This window comes from Neorhizobium sp. T25_27, from assembly GCF_002968565.1.
GTDB lineage: Bacteria > Pseudomonadota > Alphaproteobacteria > Rhizobiales > Rhizobiaceae > Neorhizobium > Neorhizobium tomejilense.
The window spans coordinates 198,940-215,720 of sequence record NZ_PVBJ01000003.1; the positions used below are offsets into that span (position 1 = coordinate 198,940).

The following is a 16,781-nucleotide window of genomic DNA, read 5'->3' on the forward strand; positions in this document are numbered from 1 at the left end:
TGGGTCTTTACGGGCCCACCCCTAACGTTTCCATCCGCTCTTTTCGCTCATGTGCCGTCTTCCAGACATCGAGCCTCTTCGAGAGTCACGCCGATTGCCAACGCCGACAAGCTGTCTTCCAGTTCCGCTACCGTCCACGGGCGGATCAAGGGGACTGTTGGGAACGGCTACCTATGCGACTACTGGGTTGCGCTCTGGTTTTGACAAGCAAATCGAACGGGCGGGAATAGGTCGGCCAGCGACGCAACGGACGAGGGAAATCGTCTGAATCTGCCGCTTCAGATCCGCAACCGCCATCAGAATGGCAGGCCAATGGTTTGCAGCGCTACCCGGGTTCTGTATCAAGGCACCAGCCCCAATCGCCCTACGATCGAGAGGAGATCAGAATGGTTGCCGAAACTGACGAGTTTGCGCTGGAGATCCGAGACGTGACACGACGTTTCGGACCGACGGCAGCCGTCGGTGGCATTTCGTTATCGGTCCGCAAGGGAGAAATTATCTGCCTCGTCGGTCACTCCGGATGCGGCAAATCAACACTGCTCAGATTGATCGCCGGCGTCGACACACCGGACGGCGGCCGTATTCTTCTGGCTGGCAAGGAGATTTCGGGCCCATCGATTTTCATCGAGCCCGAGGCGCGCAATGTCGGTTTCGTTTTCCAGGATTATGCTCTCTTCCCGCATCTGACCGTGGAGCAGAATATCCTGTTCGGTCTCAAGCGCTACAATAGAGCCGAGGCCATCAGGAGGACCTCGGAGGTGATTGGCAGGATAGGTATCACGCATCTCATCGACCGTTTTCCACATATGCTGTCCGGTGGCGAACAACAGCGCGTAGCGCTGGCAAGGGCGCTTGCTCCCCGGCCCCACATCCTGCTGATGGACGAACCTTTTTCCAATCTGGATCAGAGCCTGAGGGACAGGGTGCGCGACAACACGCTGTCGCTTCTGAAAACGCTGGGTACAACCGTGATCATGGTCACTCATGACCCCGACGAGGCGCTTTCGGCCGGGGACCGCGTGGTTCTGATGAAGGCTGGCGAAGTCGTTCAGGCGGGCTCAGGCTACGATCTACACGATCGACCCCTCACCCCGTATGCGGCAGAATTCTTCTGTGACTTCAACAAGGTGCCGGGCGTCTACAAGGGCGGCGTGATTAAAACAGCGATGGGCGCCTTCTCACAGGCCATGGCTATCCCGGAAGGCAGTCCGTCGACGATTTACATCCGTCCCCAGGCGATTTCGATTTCGCGGGATGACGGAGATTTTGCCGGCCGCATCGAGCGGCGAAGCTTTCATGGAGAATTCGAGCAGTTCCTTGTTCGTGTCGACAACCTTGAAACACCATTGCGAGTGAGATCGACAAAACGGCTGCCGCCGGATGTCGATCTGGTGCGAGTCTCCATCGCCAACGACCAAGTGCTGGCATTTCCGAGCGATTAAATCGAAGATTGTATTAGGTGGGAAATGCGGATCAACAAACCGTGATTGTGACTGCAAGTTGAACATTAAACTTGACGAAAATGGTCATAAACTGCTGCAAGCATGCCAAACATGGAGGGACTCATGAACACGCATGCCATCGCAACATCGACCTTTCTCGTCGCCTCGCTCTTCCTGAGTGCAAGCGCGGCCACTGCCGCCGAGATCAACATCTATACGACGCGTGAGGCGGGGCTAATCCAGCCGCTTCTCGATGCATTCACCAAATCCACAGGCACCAAGGTCAACACCGTTTTCCTGAAAGATGGCCTTGCGGAACGCGTTGCGACAGAAGGCGCCAGCTCGCCCGCCGATATTCTGATGGCCGTCGATGCCGGTAGCCTGGTCGACCTGGTCGAGAAAGGTGTCACCCAGCCCGTCGAGTCGGCGGTGCTGAATGCTGCCATTCCCGCGCAGCTGCGCGACCCCAAAGGCAACTGGTTCGCGCTTTCGATGCGGGCACGCGTGCTCTATGCCGCGAAGGACTTGGATCTGAAATCGTTCAACTACGAAGAGCTTGCCGACCCCAAATGGAAGGGTAAGGTATGCATTCGCGCCGGCCAGCACCCCTACAACACGGCTCTCTTCGCTGACTACATCGCCCATTACGGCGCGGCTGAAGCAGAAAAGTGGCTGACGGGCGTTAAGGCCAACCTGGCCCGCAAGGCCGGTGGTGGCGACCGTGACGGCGCCAAGGACATCCTTGGCGGTATCTGCGATATTGCAATCGCGAACTCTTATTATGTCGGCCTGATGCGATCGGGCAAGGGCGGTCCGGATCAGGTCAAGTGGGGCGAGGCCATCAAGGTCATTCTTCCGACCTTCAAGAATGGCGGCACGCAGGTCAACATCAGTGGCGCAGCTGTCGCCAAAAATGCGCCAAACAAGGCCGAAGCAGTCAAGCTCCTGGAATATCTCGTCTCCGATGAAGCCCAGAAGATTTACGCCGAAGCCAATTACGAATACCCGGTCAAGGCCGGCGCGGCCACCGATCCGATCATCGCATCCTTCGGTCAATTGAAGATCGATTCCAAGTCGTTGACGGAGATCGTCGGCCATCGCAAACAAGCAAGCACGCTGGTCGATAAGGTTGGCTTCGACAACTAACATGGACAGAAAGGCGCCCTTGTCTTTGCGGGCGCCTTTCGTCTGGCCAGTTGGTGAATAACATGACCTCCCCTATCGCCGCGATCGCTTGGCCTAAACGGCGTCCAGGCAACCGTTGGCTGATCTGCACAGTTATGGTCGCAGCACTTGTGGCGCTTCCCGTCGTGGGCCTTTTCCTACAGGCCATTCAGGGCTCTCCCGGCCTCTGGCAGCATCTGGCAACCACTATCCTGCCGATTTCCATGGTCGACACCATCATCCTTCTCCTGGGCGTCGGCATCGTTTCGGCTGTCATCGGCACAACAATGGCATGGCTGGTTACAGCGTATTCCTTTCCCGGTCGGCGGACGCTGGAATGGGCACTGCTGCTGCCGCTCGCCGTGCCGACCTACATCATCGCCTATGCCTATCTCGACATTCTGCACCCGATCGGTCCCGTACAGAGCGTAATCCGCTGGTTGCTTGGTTATTCGAGCCCGCGCGAGTTCCGATTGCCGGACGTGCGCTCGATGCCCGGCTGCATTCTTCTTCTGGGTTTCGTTCTCTACCCATACGTCTACATGCCCACACGCGTGATGTTCCTGACACAATCAGCCAATCTCATCGACGCGGCACGAACGCTTGGTATCTCCCGCCGCGCCATCTTCTGGAACGTCGCTCTGCCGCTTGCAAGGCCGGCGGTCGCCGTCGGTGTCAGCCTGGCGCTGATGGAAACCCTGAATGATGTCGGCGCCTCGGAATTTCTCGGTGTTCGCACGCTGACCGTGTCGATCTATACGACCTGGATCACGCGAACAGACCTGCCCGGCGCGTCACAGATCGCCCTGTTGCTATTGCTTATGGTCGTCGCTCTGGTGTCGTTCGAACGGTGGGCGAGGCGAAGGCAGCGCTATTCTGCAACTGCGCAGCGCAATCGTGGTTTTGAGCCGCTCCGAGTTTCGTCGCCGAAAGGCCTGCTTTTGCTGATGCTCGGCCTAACCCCGATCCTGATCGGTTTTGCCGGACCGGCCCTGTACCTGTCGACATCCGCATGGCAACGCATCCGTTTCGCCGGCATATCCTCGAACCTGCTGAACGAGGCGGTAAACACGATTGCCCTAGCCGTCATCGCAACCGCGACCACCATCGCATTTGGCCTCGTCGTCGCCTATGCGAACCGCCTTCGCCCGGGCGCGGTGTCGTCTTGGTCCTATCGTTTCGCGACAATGGGATATGCGGCCCCCGGCACGGTGGTTGCCATCGGCGTTCTGATCGTGCTGGCGACGGCAGATCGGTTGGTTGACCAGACCGCCATCGATTGGTTCGGAGTCTCCACCGGCCTGTTGTTCATCGGTTCGGGCGCTGCACTGATCTACGCATATACGATGAGGTTTCTGGCTATCTCGGCGGGAGGCATTGACGCCGGGCTTGCACGCATTCCCCTGTCACTGGACCAAGCCTCACGCTTGCTCGGCCAGTCTCCGGCCGGGACCCTGCGCCACATACATCTGCCGTTGTCCAAAGCGGCATTAACCGCAGCCGGCCTGCTAGTCTTTGTCGACTGCGTCAAGGAACTCCCGGCCACGCTCCTGCTGCGACCGCTCAACATCGAAACATTTGCCACCCACCTGTATGGCGAGGCCGCGAGAGGAACCTACGAGGAGGCTTCTGTCGCCGCCTTGGCCATCCTTCTGATCGGCATGCTACCGGTCATCCTGCTCTCCCGCATCGGTCGCTCGGATCGTTGACGTTGCCCGAGCAAGCCGATGTCAGTCAGACTGACTAGGCATGGGCGATGCCTATCCGTCGGACGCATGGATGATGCGTCAACCTCGTGGTTTGGAAAAGAACCGATTGAGGATAGGATCTCTACTCAGCCAGATTAAATGAACTCATCCTTGCCGTTTATGGCCTGCCGTAAACCATGCTACCAGCTCAGCCGAATTGCGTACGCCGACGGCTTGCATAAGCCGCGCGCGATGGGATTCTATCGTACGCTTCGAAAGTCCGAGTTCGTCAGCGATCATCGCGTTGCTCTTTCCCTGCGCAACCAGGGTGATGATCTGGTGCTGCCGATCAGTAAAGGTCGGGTCGGAGCTTTTGATCGGCCGGTTGATCGCCTGGAAACAATAGAGTGCTTCGGCAAACGGATCGGCGAGATTGTGGCTCCGGCCGTTCACCCTGCACCAGAAGCGTCCGCCATCCCCCCTCGTCATGATCCGCTCGTCATAAAAGACCTGCCCGGCGGGCAGATGACTGCGCCACAAATGACCGATGCGCACAAAGTCCGCGATCTTCGGATAGAGACGTGCAAAACTGGTGTCCAGGATCTCTTCCCGGCGAAGCCCAAAAAGCGTAGCGAATTCGACGTTACAATCACGAATGATGCGATGCCTTGCATAAACCATGGGCACCGGCATATCCGCCAGCGGAAAACGATGGATCTGATCCGGATCCGGAATTGATGCTGGAGCGTCAGGCATGCAGTATTAATACGGCTAGCCGCCAAGGTCGATCAAGCCTTAGTTTCGCGCTAGCGGAATTCCGTGGGAGGGTCAGGATGCGAAAGATAGTATCAAGCGCCACTGAGGCGCTGGCAGGCGTATTGAAGGACGGCATGGTGATCATGTCGGGCGGGTTCGGGCTTTGCGGAATACCCGAAATCCTGATCGAGGCGGTCAAGCTGTCCGGCGTAAAGGACCTCACTGTCATCTCGAATAATGCTGGCGTCGATGGAATAGGCCTCGGCCTGTTGCTGGAAACGCGCCAGATTCGGAAAATGATTTCGTCCTATGTCGGCGAGAACAAGCTCTTCGCCCAACAGTTCCTTTCCGGCGAACTCGAGCTCGAGTTCAATCCGCAGGGTACGCTTGCGGAACGGATACGCGCAGGCGGCGCAGGCATCCCGGCGTTCTTTACAAAGACGGGTGTCGGTACGATCATTTCGGAGGGCAAGGAGATACGGGAGTTCGGCGGCGAGCAATACGTCATGGAAATGGCGCTGACGGCGGACGTATCGCTTGTCCATGCCTGGAAAGGCGACACCGAAGGCAATCTCGTCTATCGCAAGACGGCCCGGAACTTCAATCCGATGATGGCGACCGCCGGCAAGTTCACAGTTGCCGAGGTCGAACATCTCGTGGACGTCGGCCAGATTGACGCCGACCATATCCATACGCCGGGCATCTTCGTGTCAAAAATTCTCCACGTTCCCGATGCGAAGAAACATATCGAACAGCGGACCGTGAGAGCCGCACAGACGGAGGCGGTGTAATGGCCTGGACACGGGATCAGATGGCTGCGCGCGCCGCGCGTGAGCTTCAGGACGGTTTCTACGTCAACCTCGGCATCGGCATCCCGACGCTGGTGGCTAACCACATTCCTGCCGGCATCAATGTCGTCCTGCAGAGCGAAAACGGTATGCTCGGCATCGGCCCTTTCCCACTCGACAATGAAGTCGACGCCGACCTCATCAATGCCGGCAAGCAGACCGTCAGCGAACTGCCGATGACGAGCTTCTTTTCGTCGGCAGACAGCTTCGCGATGATCCGCGGCGGTCACATCGACCTGTCGATCCTGGGCGCCATGCAGGTAGCCAGCAACGGCGACCTCGCGAACTGGATGATCCCGGGCAAGATGGCCAAGGGCATGGGCGGCGCGATGGACCTCGTCGCCGGGGTCAAACGCGTCGTCGTACTGATGGAGCACGAGGCCAAGGGCGAGTCGAAGCTTTTGCCGGAATGCGATCTTCCGCTCACCGGCAAGCGCGTCGTGGATCTCGTCGTCACCGACCTCGGCGTTTTCACGATCGCAAGGACGGGCGCTCCGGAAATGGTGCTGGTCGAAATCGCCGAAGGGGTGACCCTCGAGGAAATCAAGGCAAAGACCAGAGCTGACTTCAGGGTCGGTCTTTGATCGGCGTATAGGGCAATACATCCCATGACGTGTTCGCCTCACGTCGGAGCTGATCTCTAACTGATCGTCTCTCTGGCGCTGCTTAAGTCACTCTCTGAACTCGGACGCCAGGCAAAGTTCGCGTCAGGCTTGGAAGCTTCGGGCGCTATCGAGGGAAGGACGGGCGTGATGCGGATCGCGATCCATACATATGGCACGAGAGGAGACGTTCAGCCCTTTGTGGCGCTCTCAGTTGCGCTCCTGGCCGCGGGTCACGAGGTCCAGCTCGCGGGGCCGGCACCATATGCTCCACTTGCTGTCGCCAGATCTGTTCCCTTTCACTGTCTCCCGCCGGAGATGTTGAACCTGATCGAAACGCGCGAGGGCAAGAAGGCCATCGCCGAGGGCGGCGGCTTTCTTGCCGGGTTCAAATTACTCAAGCACGTAAGGCCTCTTATGGAGGATCTGCTAAGACATGAATGGGAAACCGCGCGCGATTTTGCGCCCGACCTGATTGTCTATCACCCCAAGTCACTTGCGTCGCTTCACATCGCAGAACGATTGGGATGTAGCGCCGTTCTCGGCTCACCTTTGCCGATCTCGACACCGACCTCTGCTTTTCCCAGTCCGGTCTTTCCGGTGAGAACCCTGGGACCGCTCAACCGGCTGAGCCATAGCCTCGTGGCAAATGGCGCTGAGCTTCTCTTCGCCGGAACTATCGCCCGTTGGAGAGAGAGCTGCCTGAAGCTACCTGGCCGGCCAGCACGGCGACCGCGTCCGTCGATGACGCTCTACGCGTTCAGCAGACATATCGTTCCCGCGCCATCCGACTGGCCGCCTGATGTCCACGTTACCGGGGCCTGGTTCCTGGATAGCCCCGAGTGGGAAATGCCAAGTACATTGGAAGCTTTTATTGCCGGTGGTGAGGCCCCTGTATATGTGGGCTTCGGCAGCATGCCCGGGCTGGACCCAGAACAACTGACGGAGATCGTTGTTAACGGACTGGCTCTGGCCGGTCGCCGAGGATTGCTTGCAACCGGCGGGGGCGCCCTCTCGGCGTCTCTTCCAACATCGACTATTATGCATTTGGATGAATTTCCTCATGATCGGGTACTGCCTCTCACCGCGATGGCGCTCCATCATGGCGGCGCTGGGACGACCATGGCATGCGCACGGGCGGGTATCCCGGCGGCCATTTGCCCATTCATGGGTGACCAGCCGTTTTGGGCTCTGCGAATGCGGAACATGGGAGTGGCTCCGGCAAAACTCTCGAGAAAGCATTTGAGCGCCGATCGGCTCGCTCGGGCGATCGGCGCCATGGATAATCCGAGGATGCGGGAACGAGCGACCACACTGGGGAACCTGGTTACACAAGAGACTGGAACCGCGACGGCGGTTCGTTTGCTCGAGCGTCTAGGCCAGGACCTCGGCAGATCCTTATCCTGATAGCCCCCCGGCGCGTGGAAAACCGCAGAAGGGAACTTGGTCTCAATGTCGCCAGAATGCCGGAGCGACGAGAACCAGGTTTCTGGCTATTCAATCACATCGGCGTACTGGCGCCCCTGCCGACGGGGCGCAAACCTCAGTATGAAATATCCAGCGATACCTGCGATGATTGATCCCGCAAGAATGCCGAGCTTTGCCCGATCTTGCATCACCGGATCATCAAACGCCAGCAGCGCGACGAACAGACTCATGGTAAAACCGATGCCACAGAGAAGCGAAACGCCGAAAGTCTGGGCCCAACTGGCGGATCCCGGCATCTCCACGATACCGGCTTTCACCAGAAGAAAGACCGAGCCAAAAACCCCGATCAGCTTGCCGAGGACCAAGCCGAGGCCGATACCAAGGGTCAAAGGTTCAAGGATAACGGACGGCGATAGTCCCGAGAACGACACCCCTGCGTTCACAAACCCAAAGATAGGGATGACAATGAATGATACCGGACGATGGAGCGCGTGTTCCAGCTTATGAAGCGGGGACACATCCTGGTTGGCCTCAGGAGTACCCGGCGTTAGTTTGATCGGAACCGTGAGTGCGAGAAGCACACCGGCAATCGTTGCATGAACACCCGACTTCAGGACGAAAAACCAAAGAACAGCCCCCAGCATAAGGTAGGGCCATAGTGCCACGACTTTGATCCGGCTGAAGAGGCAGAGATTGAGGAACACCAAGGCGGCTCCGGCCAAAGCCCAGAGATTTATATCCGCAGTGTAGAACAGAGCGATAATCACCACTGCTCCGAGATCGTCTATGATGGCAAGCGCTGTCAGGAAGACCTTGAGCGTCACCGGAACACGTGGGCCAAGCAGTGAAAGGACTCCGAGCGCAAATGCGATATCAGTCGCAGTCGGAATCGCCCAACCTCGTGTTGCAGCGGGATCGTTGATGTTGAAAAACACGTAGATTGCCGCGGGCATCATCATGCCACAGAGTGCCGCCACACCGGGGAGAATTCGGCGCGGCCAGCTTGAGAGCTGGCCATCGAGCATCTCGCGTTTGATTTCCAGGCCCACCATCAGAAAAAATATGACCATAAGGGCCTCATTGACCCAGTGCTGGACGCTAAGCGGACCGATGTAGCTCTTCATCAAGGAAAAATAAGTTGGTGCGAACGGCGAGTTCGCCACGGCAAGACCCACAGCCGCAACCGCCATCAAAAGCAATCCGCCTGACGCTTCGCTATGGAGGAATTTGCGAAGTGTGGAGTTTATTCTTCCCGTCGTGAAGATCGATTGTTTTTTGTTCGAAGACATAGCTACGCGATCCTGCTCAGGTTGTTCAAGTCTCCGTAATTTTGGGAAAACCCTGGCGCACGCAGCACACGCCAAGCGGATCGTGTCTATATGATCATAAGTTCACTGCCAACTCTTCGCGCCAGCAATCGGCGTCAGTCAACGACCTCTGTGAGGCGTCAATGGGGATGAGAGCCGCTAAATAATCCAACGGGCATGGCGCAAACTGGCAGCTACCGCCAAAAAAGAGTTCCTAGATCCCGGTCACCTCCCGACATGGTGCGCCGCGGCTGACCGCTTCATGGTTCCAAAAGAGGCCGCGTCCAAATCGACGCGGCCTTTTGGTTGGTCTTGCGATCCCGGTGTCGCGAGAAAGCCTCGGCCAAGCTCCGACGCAGGCCTTCGACGCAGCGGCCACCGAACTGAGATAACCATAGCGCCTTCAGTTATTTCCCTGCTGCCTGGGCTGCATACATGTAGCTGTCATAGCTATACTCGGCGACCCGGAACCACTCGAAGCTCTCGTCACGGAACTTCTTCCAGCCAGGATAGATCTTTGCCCATGCCGGGTGTTTCTGCGCATATTCGGCATATAGTTCAAAGGATGCTTTGTAGGCTGCATCCATGACGTCGCGTGGCAGCGGACGCAGCTGCACACCCTTGCCCACAAGAGAGCGGATCGCGGCGGTATTCTTGACGTCATAGAGCGCCTGCATATTGACATTGGCCGCCTTGCACGCCGTGTCGAGCGCTGCCTTGTAGGCGTCCGGAAGGGCGGAATACTGACCTTGGTTGATGAAGAAGTGGATCGTCAAACCGCCTTCCCAGTACGCTGGATAATAATAATTCTTGGCAATTTGGTAGAAGCCGAGCTTTTCGTCGTCATAGGGGCCGATCCATTCGGCGGCGTCAATCGTGCCGCGCTCAAGAGCTGGATAGATGTCCCCACCTGGAAGCTGCTGCGGGACGACGCCAAGACGTGACATGACTTCGCCGGCGACACCGGCGATCCGCATCTTGATGCCCTTGAGGTCAGAGACGCTCTTGATCTCCTTGCGGAACCAACCGCCCATCTGAGCGCCCGTTGCGCCGCCGGGAATACCCACCACGCCGTAGTTCGACAGGAATTCATTATAGGCCTGGTTGCCGCCGCCATGGTAAAGCCAGGCGTTCTGCTGTCGGCCGTTCAGTCCGAAGGGAATGGTCGAGCCGATCGCAAACGTCGGGTCCTTCCCCGTGAAATAATAGCCGCAGGTGTGGGCGAGTTCGACGGTGTTTTCCTTGACGGCATCGATCGCCTGGGCACCGGGCACGATTTCGCCTGCCTGGAATACCTGGATCTGGAACTTGCCATTGGTGATCTTCGAAAGCGCCTCGGACATGACGACCGCGCCGCCATAGATGGTGTCGAGGTTGTTTGGGAAACCCGACGTCAAGCGCCAACGGATCGACGGCATTTCCTGTGCGACGGCAGGCGCTGCAAGCGTCGCGCCGGCTGCCGTGGCAGCTCCGGCGATCGCACCCTTGGTCAAAAAGCCACGGCGGCTTACGTCATTTGGCATGTCAGTCCTCCTCGGTTGTTGTTTCTCTGGCCAGGCCTAAGGCCAGGGGCATAGACGCCGACGTTCGTCGGGTGTCGTCAGGGATTGGTTCCGCTCGCGGGTGGAGCGCCAAAGCTGGGTGTCGGTGAACCGAAGCTTGGCGGTGCAGGCTCCGCACCCGGTGCCGGAACTCCAAAGGTTGGCGGCGGCGAATCAAAGCTTGCCGGGGCTGAACCGCCACTAGATGGTTCCGGTGCCCCGAATGGTTGGGTCGGCGTTCCAAATGGGCTAAGTCCGCCCTCTCCAGGCATCGGCACGTTGATCTGAATGGTATTCGGATCGACCGCCACCGCTCCGGATTTGTAGTGCGTCACCAGGCCCGGGAACACGATCACGACAATGACCATCACCAGCTGGATTGCGAGATAAGGCAGCGCTCCCATGTAGATCTGGCCGGACGTTACGGGCTGGATCGTCGCGCCCGTGAGCCGGTCTTTGTAAGCGCGGCTGGGCGCAACCGAACGAAGGTAGAAGAGGGAAAACCCGAATGGCGGATGCATGAACGAGGTCTGCATATTGATCGCCAGCATGACCCCGAACCAGATCAGATCGATTCCGAGGCTGTCGGCCACTGGCGCCAGCAAGGGTATGATGATGAAGGCAAGCTCGAAGTAGTCGAGGAAAAACGCCAGGAAGAAGACCAGAAGATTGGCGACAATCAGAAAGCCGATCTCACCACCTGGCACCGATGTCATCAAGTGCTCGACCCAGATGTGGCCGTTAACACCATAGAAGGTCAGCGAGAACACGCGAGCCCCGAGCAGGATGAAGATCACAAACGACGATAGCTTCACCGTCGCATAAAGTGCCGATTTGACCATCGCCAGATTGAGACGGCGATTGATAGCCGCAAGTGCAAGGGCGCCCACTGCTCCCATGGCGCCGCCCTCGGTTGGCGTCGCGAGACCGATGAAGATCGTGCCAAGCACCAGGAAGATCAGGACAAGCGGCGGAACCAGCGAGATGATCACCTTCCGCAGCAGCTTCCAGCCACGCAGCGAGCGCGCTTCGATCGGCAAAGCCGGGACACTCAGCGGCCGAATGAACGACATCAGGATGATATAGCCGGCATAGGCTGCCACCAATAGCAGGCCCGGAACAAGTGCACCTTTGTACATATCGCCGACTGATCGACCAAGCTGATCCGCGAGGATGATCAGCACGAGGCTTGGCGGAATGATCTGGGCCAGCGTTCCGGAAGCCGCGATGGTACCGGCCGCGACTCGCCGGTCGTAGCCGTAGCGCATCATGATCGGCAGTGAGATCAGGCCCATGGAAATGACCGAGGCGGCAACGACCCCTGTCGTTGCCGCCAGGATCGCGCCAACGAAGATGACGGCAAAAGCGAGCCCACCCCTGACGGGTCCGAAAAGCTGGCCGATGGTATCCAGCAACTCCTCGGCCATGCCGCTTCGCTCCAGGATCAGACCCATGAAGGTGAAGAACGGGATCGCCAGCAGTGTCTCGTTCGACATCTGGCCGAAAATGCGGTCGGGAATGGCGCCGAACAGATTGACGGGCAGAAGCCCCATCTCGATGCCGATGAAGCCGAAAACGAAACCGACAAAGGCCAGTGCGAAGGCGACCGGATAGCCTATCAACAGCACGACGATCAGTGAAAGAAACATGATCGGCGCGAGGTTTTCCGCGAAAAATGCAAACATTCGGATGCCTCGGCCTTAGAGGGTATGTGCTTCAGCGTCAGCCAGCGCGATTGCGTCCGGTATGTCGCCGCGAAGAATTGCGATCCGCTTGATGAGTTCGGAAAGCCCCTGCAGAGCCAGCAGGCCGAATCCGAGCGGGATCATCGCCCACACAGGCCAGAGGAGCAGCCCTCCGGTATTGTTGGAAATCTCGCCGCTGATGAACTTTGACGTCACCCTTGGCCATGACAGGTAGATTGTGATGAGGCAGAACGGGAACAGGAAGAACAGCGTGCCGAGGATCTCGATCCACAATTGTGATTTGCGCGACAGACGCCCGTAGACGAGGTCGACTTTAACATGTTCGTTGTTGAGAAGCGTGTAGCCGGCCGCAATCAGGAACCCCGCAGAGAACAGGTACCACTGAGCCTCAAGCCATGCGTTGGAGCTGAGATTGAACAGTTTTCGCGTGGTGGCGTTCGCCGCACTGATCACGATGGCGAGCAGTATGAGCCACGAAACCGCCTTACCGATGATCGTGTTCGCCGCGTCTATGAGACGCGACAGCGACAGCAAGTTGGACATGAAATTTCCTCCCAAGCCCGATTTCGCGGGAACTGGGAGGCAGTGCTACGTCGCCGGCGAGGAGCGAACAAGAGCGTGGTGAGGTGAAATGAACGAGGCTACCCAGAAGTGGGTAGAGCCGAGGAAACGTCAGGCGACGACACGCCATTCTCCATCACATACCGGATCAGCCCGGCCGTCGTAGCGATCCCGAGCTTTTTCTTTATGTTCTTGCGGTGGGTTTCAACAGTTGCGGCTGAAATGGCCAGCACATCCGCAATATCACGATTGCTGCTTCCGGCGGCGATCTTGATGAGCACGTCCCGTTCCCGCGCTGTCAGACCGTCGGAACCCTCGGTGCCCTTGCGTGAAAGAAGCGCTTCGGAAACCCCTGACGAGAAATATCTGCCACCGGAAGCAACGGCTTCGATCGCGGCGACAATCTCCTCGGTCGGAACATCCTTCAGGATATATCCGGCGGCCCCCCTCAAGACCGAGGCCGAGATATACTCACGGTTTTCATGCATGGAGAGCATCAGGATCCGGGTCTCGGGAACCGCCGCCTTGAATAGGTCGATGGCCTCGATGCCGTTCAATTGCGGCATGTTGATATCCATCAGGACGACGTGCGGCAAGGTCCGCCGTGCCGCGTCTAAGCCTGTGCTGGCCTGAATGGCCGTTCCCACGACTTCTATGTGCCCGTAGGTTTCGAGCAGCGCCTTTAGCCCCTCGAGTACGAGCGGGTGATTGTCCACGAGAAGGACCTTAATTCGATCCGGGACCGTCAAGCCGCCACCTGCTTATCTTCCGGTCGATTGGCGGATTTCGGAAGCATAGCGGTCAAAGTTGTCCCATCCGCCGAGGATTTGACCAGTAACATACCTCCAAAATGGGACATGCGTTCCTGCATATTCCTCAAGCCCAAGCCGCCACTCTTGGGCCAAGCGCCAGCGGAGCTCCCGTCGAAACCGCCGCCATCGTCGGAAATGGTCATCCGAACGCGTTGGCGTTCCCGCCAAAGCCGAACGTTCACCCGACTGGCCCCCGCATGTCTTTCTATATTGGTCAAAGCTTCCTGCGCTATTCTGTAAAGCGCAGTACTTGCTTCGGCCTTCAAAACGTCGGGCCCGTCCGCCTGCACGTCGATTTCGATACCGGTTCTCTCGCCGAAATTTTGCGCCAGTGATTTCAGCGCCGGCGTCAGTCCCAGATCGTCCAGCACCCTTGGCCGCAATTCATGCGAAAGACGTCTTACCTCCTTGATCGCCTGGGTCAGAGCCTCGGCTCCACGATCAATCGCGGCAGACGCATCGTCTGCGTTACCTTTCGCTTTTCGGCTGGCGAGGTCGATTGCGTATCGAACGCCGACAAGGCTCTGTGAAATGCCGTCATGCAGCTCTCGTGCAAGCCTTGTCCGCTCCTCTTCCTGGGCATCGATGACCCGCTGCGTCAGGGCGGTGAGCTTGTGATCGGCGAGGCGGCGCTCATGAAGGGTGATCCACAGGCAGGTCGCAAAGACCAGGAGAACGGCCGGTACGGCAATCAGAGCGACAATCGTGAATGTCTCCCGGATGTTCCTCCGCGTATCGGCATTCGCGGCAGCGGTCTGCGCGTAAACATCATCAAGATATACGCCGGTGCCGACCATCCATTTCCACTTCTCGAGGCCGACAGCGAAAGAGAGTTTATCGGCGACCTCGCCGCTTGATGGTTTTTCCCATTTGTACTGGTGCAATCCACCGCCTTCCTTTGCCTTGGCAATGAGATTGGCGATCACCTTGTCTCCGTCAGGATCGGTGAGATCGAGCCAATTGTGCCCTGGACGGAAGGTCTGGCGCGGATGGACAACATTGTTGCCGTCATAATCGTAGACGAAGAAATAACCGTCGGTCCCGTAGTCCAACGCGGTCAGGATCGATCTGACCCTCTCCTTGGCAGCCTCGTCCTGTTGTCCGGCATCGGCATAAATGTCCTGAATTGCAGAAATTGCCAGGTTCGTAAGGTTAAGAAGCTCGGTCTCCTTCGCCTTCAGCATGTTGCGCTCGAACGTATCGATGCTGCTCTGGGCGAGCCTTGTGGATTGCCAGGTGATAAACGCCGTGACGGTCAGGATCGCGACGATGAGTGGCACGATTGCCAGGGCCACGATTTGATGACGCAGATGCAAGGCGTGTCCCCCCGACGAGCCATAGATGGGCGAATACAGGCCGCCGGGCGATTAGAAATTCAAGCCGTCGGCGCTTGCTCGCAGCATTATCAGGATCATCGGCTTGCACCAACGCAAAACAGCGACATCTGCCTCGCATCCTCTCCATCACGAGCAGACCATCAGCTTGCGAGGCTCCAGTAACTGCCGGGGCGCGCAGGCGAAATCCTCAATGCCGCCATCGATCCAGCAATCAGCCTTGCCATGCCCCTTAGATCACAGTGACTGCAACTGGCGATTACGGCCGCTTCATCTTCAGCCTTAAGGCCCTATTGACTGACAACGCCGTGTTCGTAGGTTCGATCCGCTCGTGTACACGTGGTGAGATACTTGTGGCGAGCAAAGCGGCCGGGGACGTGTGGATGCTCCGGCCGCCGCCAAACGTCAGACCTGAGGCGAGACTGGCACTTGAGATCTAGCCCCAGGTTGATCGAACCTGACCGCATCCTGACAGCATCACTTTTTGTTGACAACCGCTGGGCACATTCATCATGTTCACCGAAACAGGTAAAAGGGGACATCGATGAACATCAGCAAACGTTTCATGTCGATCGGCGCCATCGCGGGGGTGCTCGCTCTCGGTGCCAGCTTGGCGGGCGCACAGGCGCCGGCCTTTTTTAGAATTGGTACGGGCGGGACTGCTGGAACCTACTATCCGATCGGGGGATTGATCGCCAACGCAATTTCAGGCGCCGGCGACAAGGGTGTTGCCGGCCTCGTTTCCACAGCTGTTGCGTCGAATGGGTCCGTGGCCAACATCAACGCGATCCAGGGCGGATCAATGGAATCCGGATTCACCCAATCGGACGTCGCTTATTGGGCGCATAGTGGCACGGGCCTCTATGAAGGAAAGGGCAAAGTCGAGGACCTTCGCCTGATCGCCACGCTGTATCCGGAAACGATCCATCTTGTTGCGCGCAAGGGTGCGGGCATCAAATCGGTTGCAGACCTTAAGGGGAAGCGCGTTTCCATTGACGAACCAGGCTCGGGGACGATCGTCGACGCCCGTATCGTGCTCGGTGCCTACGGATTGAAGGAGAGCGATATCAAGGCCGAGCACCTCAAGCCTGGCCCGGCCGGCGACCGCCTGCGTGACGGAGGACTGGACGCGTATTTCTTTGTTGGTGGTTATCCGACCGGGGCTATCTCCGAACTGGCCACGTCCAGTGGCATCTCGCTCGTTCCGATCAGTGGTCCGGAAATTGACAAGCTGATCAAGGACTACACCTTCTTTTCGAAGGATACTGTCCCCGCCAATACCTACAAGGATGTTGCTGAAACACCGACGATCTCGGTTGCGGCACAGTGGGTTACCAGTGCGAAGCAGTCGGACGAGCTGGTCTACAAGATCACCAAGGTCATGTGGAACGGAGCGACGCGCGCTGCACTCGATGCTGGACATGCGAAGGGCAAGATGATCACTCTTCAAAATGCAACGACCAGCCTGGGCATTCCCCTCCATCCGGGCGCAGAGAAATTCTACAAGGAAGCCGGCGTCCTGAAGTAAACAGGCGCCGAACATGTGATTGGTGATGCGGCGGCAGGCTGAGGCAGGCCGCCGCATCGACCGT

At 58.1% G+C, this 16,781-nt stretch carries 14 protein-coding genes; 7 read left to right on the plus strand and 7 right to left on the minus strand.

The genetic code is table 11. From position 1 onward, the window contains the following. Positions 1–386 precede the first annotated feature (386 nt). The 3 genes from C5J24_RS11080 (at position 387) to C5J24_RS11090 (ending at position 4,315) form a co-directional block, all read left to right on the plus strand. Positions 387–1,442 carry an ABC transporter ATP-binding protein gene (locus C5J24_RS11080; RefSeq protein ID WP_105402638.1) on the plus strand — a complete coding sequence of 352 codons (1,056 nt, stop codon included), beginning with the start codon at positions 387–389 and terminating at the stop codon, positions 1,440–1,442. A gap of 123 nt (positions 1,443–1,565) precedes the next feature. Beyond that, complete coding sequence (locus C5J24_RS11085) at positions 1,566–2,588, plus strand: extracellular solute-binding protein (RefSeq protein ID WP_105402637.1); 1,023 nt, start codon at positions 1,566–1,568, stop codon at positions 2,586–2,588. Positions 2,589–2,650: 62 nt separating this feature from the next. Continuing rightward, on the plus strand, positions 2,651–4,315 hold the full coding sequence (locus tag C5J24_RS11090; protein ID WP_105402636.1) for an iron ABC transporter permease: 1,665 nt from the start codon (positions 2,651–2,653) through the stop codon (positions 4,313–4,315). 144 nt (positions 4,316–4,459) lie between these two features. Here C5J24_RS11090 and C5J24_RS11095 read toward each other — a convergent pair whose 3' ends face one another. Continuing rightward, a complete protein-coding gene (locus C5J24_RS11095) occupies positions 4,460–5,050 on the minus strand; it encodes a PAS and helix-turn-helix domain-containing protein (RefSeq protein ID WP_245437561.1) in 591 nt (196 codons plus the stop codon). A gap of 77 nt (positions 5,051–5,127) precedes the next feature. Here C5J24_RS11095 and C5J24_RS11100 point away from each other — a divergent pair, with 77 nt between their 5' ends. The 3 genes from C5J24_RS11100 (at position 5,128) to C5J24_RS11110 (ending at position 7,907) form a co-directional block, all read left to right on the plus strand. Beyond that, positions 5,128–5,841 carry a CoA transferase subunit A gene (locus tag C5J24_RS11100; protein WP_105402635.1) on the plus strand — a complete coding sequence of 238 codons (714 nt, stop codon included), beginning with the start codon at positions 5,128–5,130 and terminating at the stop codon, positions 5,839–5,841. Then, on the plus strand, positions 5,841–6,482 hold the full coding sequence (locus C5J24_RS11105) for a 3-oxoacid CoA-transferase subunit B (RefSeq protein ID WP_105402634.1): 642 nt from the start codon (positions 5,841–5,843) through the stop codon (positions 6,480–6,482). The genes C5J24_RS11100 and C5J24_RS11105 overlap by 1 nt, the downstream gene beginning before the upstream one ends. 168 nt (positions 6,483–6,650) lie before the next feature. Further along, positions 6,651–7,907: a glycosyltransferase gene (locus C5J24_RS11110; RefSeq protein WP_105417864.1), complete on the plus strand. Its 1,257-nt coding sequence runs from the start codon at positions 6,651–6,653 to the stop codon at positions 7,905–7,907. Positions 7,908–7,993: 86 nt separating this feature from the next. On the opposite strand, the gene nhaA is transcribed toward C5J24_RS11110, so the two are convergent. From nhaA to C5J24_RS11140, 6 genes are all read right to left on the minus strand, one after another. Beyond that, a complete protein-coding gene (nhaA, locus tag C5J24_RS11115; protein ID WP_105417866.1) occupies positions 7,994–9,217 on the minus strand; it encodes a Na+/H+ antiporter NhaA in 1,224 nt (407 codons plus the stop codon). Positions 9,218–9,642: 425 nt separating this feature from the next. Beyond that, on the minus strand, positions 9,643–10,758 hold the full coding sequence (locus C5J24_RS11120; protein ID WP_105402631.1) for a TRAP transporter substrate-binding protein: 1,116 nt from the start codon (positions 10,756–10,758) through the stop codon (positions 9,643–9,645). Between the two features lie 77 nt (positions 10,759–10,835). Next, a complete protein-coding gene (locus tag C5J24_RS11125) occupies positions 10,836–12,461 on the minus strand; it encodes a TRAP transporter large permease subunit (protein WP_105417868.1) in 1,626 nt (541 codons plus the stop codon). Positions 12,462–12,476: 15 nt separating this feature from the next. After that, complete coding sequence (locus tag C5J24_RS11130; protein ID WP_105402629.1) at positions 12,477–13,025, minus strand: TRAP transporter small permease subunit; 549 nt, start codon at positions 13,023–13,025, stop codon at positions 12,477–12,479. 98 nt (positions 13,026–13,123) lie between these two features. Then, a complete protein-coding gene (locus C5J24_RS11135; RefSeq protein WP_105417870.1) occupies positions 13,124–13,792 on the minus strand; it encodes a response regulator transcription factor in 669 nt (222 codons plus the stop codon). Continuing rightward, positions 13,789–15,171: a cache domain-containing protein gene (locus C5J24_RS11140; RefSeq protein WP_105417872.1), complete on the minus strand. Its 1,383-nt coding sequence runs from the start codon at positions 15,169–15,171 to the stop codon at positions 13,789–13,791. The genes C5J24_RS11135 and C5J24_RS11140 overlap by 4 nt, the downstream gene beginning before the upstream one ends. Positions 15,172–15,733: 562 nt before the next feature. On the opposite strand from C5J24_RS11140, the gene C5J24_RS11145 reads away from it, so the two are divergent. After that, positions 15,734–16,717 carry a TAXI family TRAP transporter solute-binding subunit gene (locus C5J24_RS11145; protein ID WP_105417874.1) on the plus strand — a complete coding sequence of 328 codons (984 nt, stop codon included), beginning with the start codon at positions 15,734–15,736 and terminating at the stop codon, positions 16,715–16,717. Positions 16,718–16,781 lie beyond the last annotated feature (64 nt).

Excerpts from the sequence above, each read along its gene's own strand:
- C5J24_RS11080 (WP_105402638.1), top strand. The coding sequence starts at position 387 with ATGGTTGCCGAAACTGACGAGTTTGCGCTGGAGATCCGAGACGTGACA.
- C5J24_RS11085 (WP_105402637.1), top strand. The coding sequence starts at position 1,566 with ATGAACACGCATGCCATCGCAACATCGACCTTTCTCGTCGCCTCGCTC.
- C5J24_RS11090 (WP_105402636.1), top strand. The coding sequence starts at position 2,651 with ATGACCTCCCCTATCGCCGCGATCGCTTGGCCTAAACGGCGTCCAGGC.
- C5J24_RS11095 (WP_245437561.1), bottom strand. The coding sequence starts at position 5,050 with ATGCCTGACGCTCCAGCATCAATTCCGGATCCGGATCAGATCCATCGT.
- C5J24_RS11100 (WP_105402635.1), top strand. The coding sequence starts at position 5,128 with ATGCGAAAGATAGTATCAAGCGCCACTGAGGCGCTGGCAGGCGTATTG.
- C5J24_RS11105 (WP_105402634.1), top strand. The coding sequence starts at position 5,841 with ATGGCCTGGACACGGGATCAGATGGCTGCGCGCGCCGCGCGTGAGCTT.
- C5J24_RS11110 (WP_105417864.1), top strand. The coding sequence starts at position 6,651 with ATGCGGATCGCGATCCATACATATGGCACGAGAGGAGACGTTCAGCCC.
- nhaA (WP_105417866.1), bottom strand. The coding sequence starts at position 9,217 with ATGTCTTCGAACAAAAAACAATCGATCTTCACGACGGGAAGAATAAAC.
- C5J24_RS11120 (WP_105402631.1), bottom strand. The coding sequence starts at position 10,758 with ATGCCAAATGACGTAAGCCGCCGTGGCTTTTTGACCAAGGGTGCGATC.
- C5J24_RS11125 (WP_105417868.1), bottom strand. The coding sequence starts at position 12,461 with ATGTTTGCATTTTTCGCGGAAAACCTCGCGCCGATCATGTTTCTTTCA.
- C5J24_RS11130 (WP_105402629.1), bottom strand. The coding sequence starts at position 13,025 with ATGTCCAACTTGCTGTCGCTGTCGCGTCTCATAGACGCGGCGAACACG.
- C5J24_RS11145 (WP_105417874.1), top strand. The coding sequence starts at position 15,734 with ATGAACATCAGCAAACGTTTCATGTCGATCGGCGCCATCGCGGGGGTG.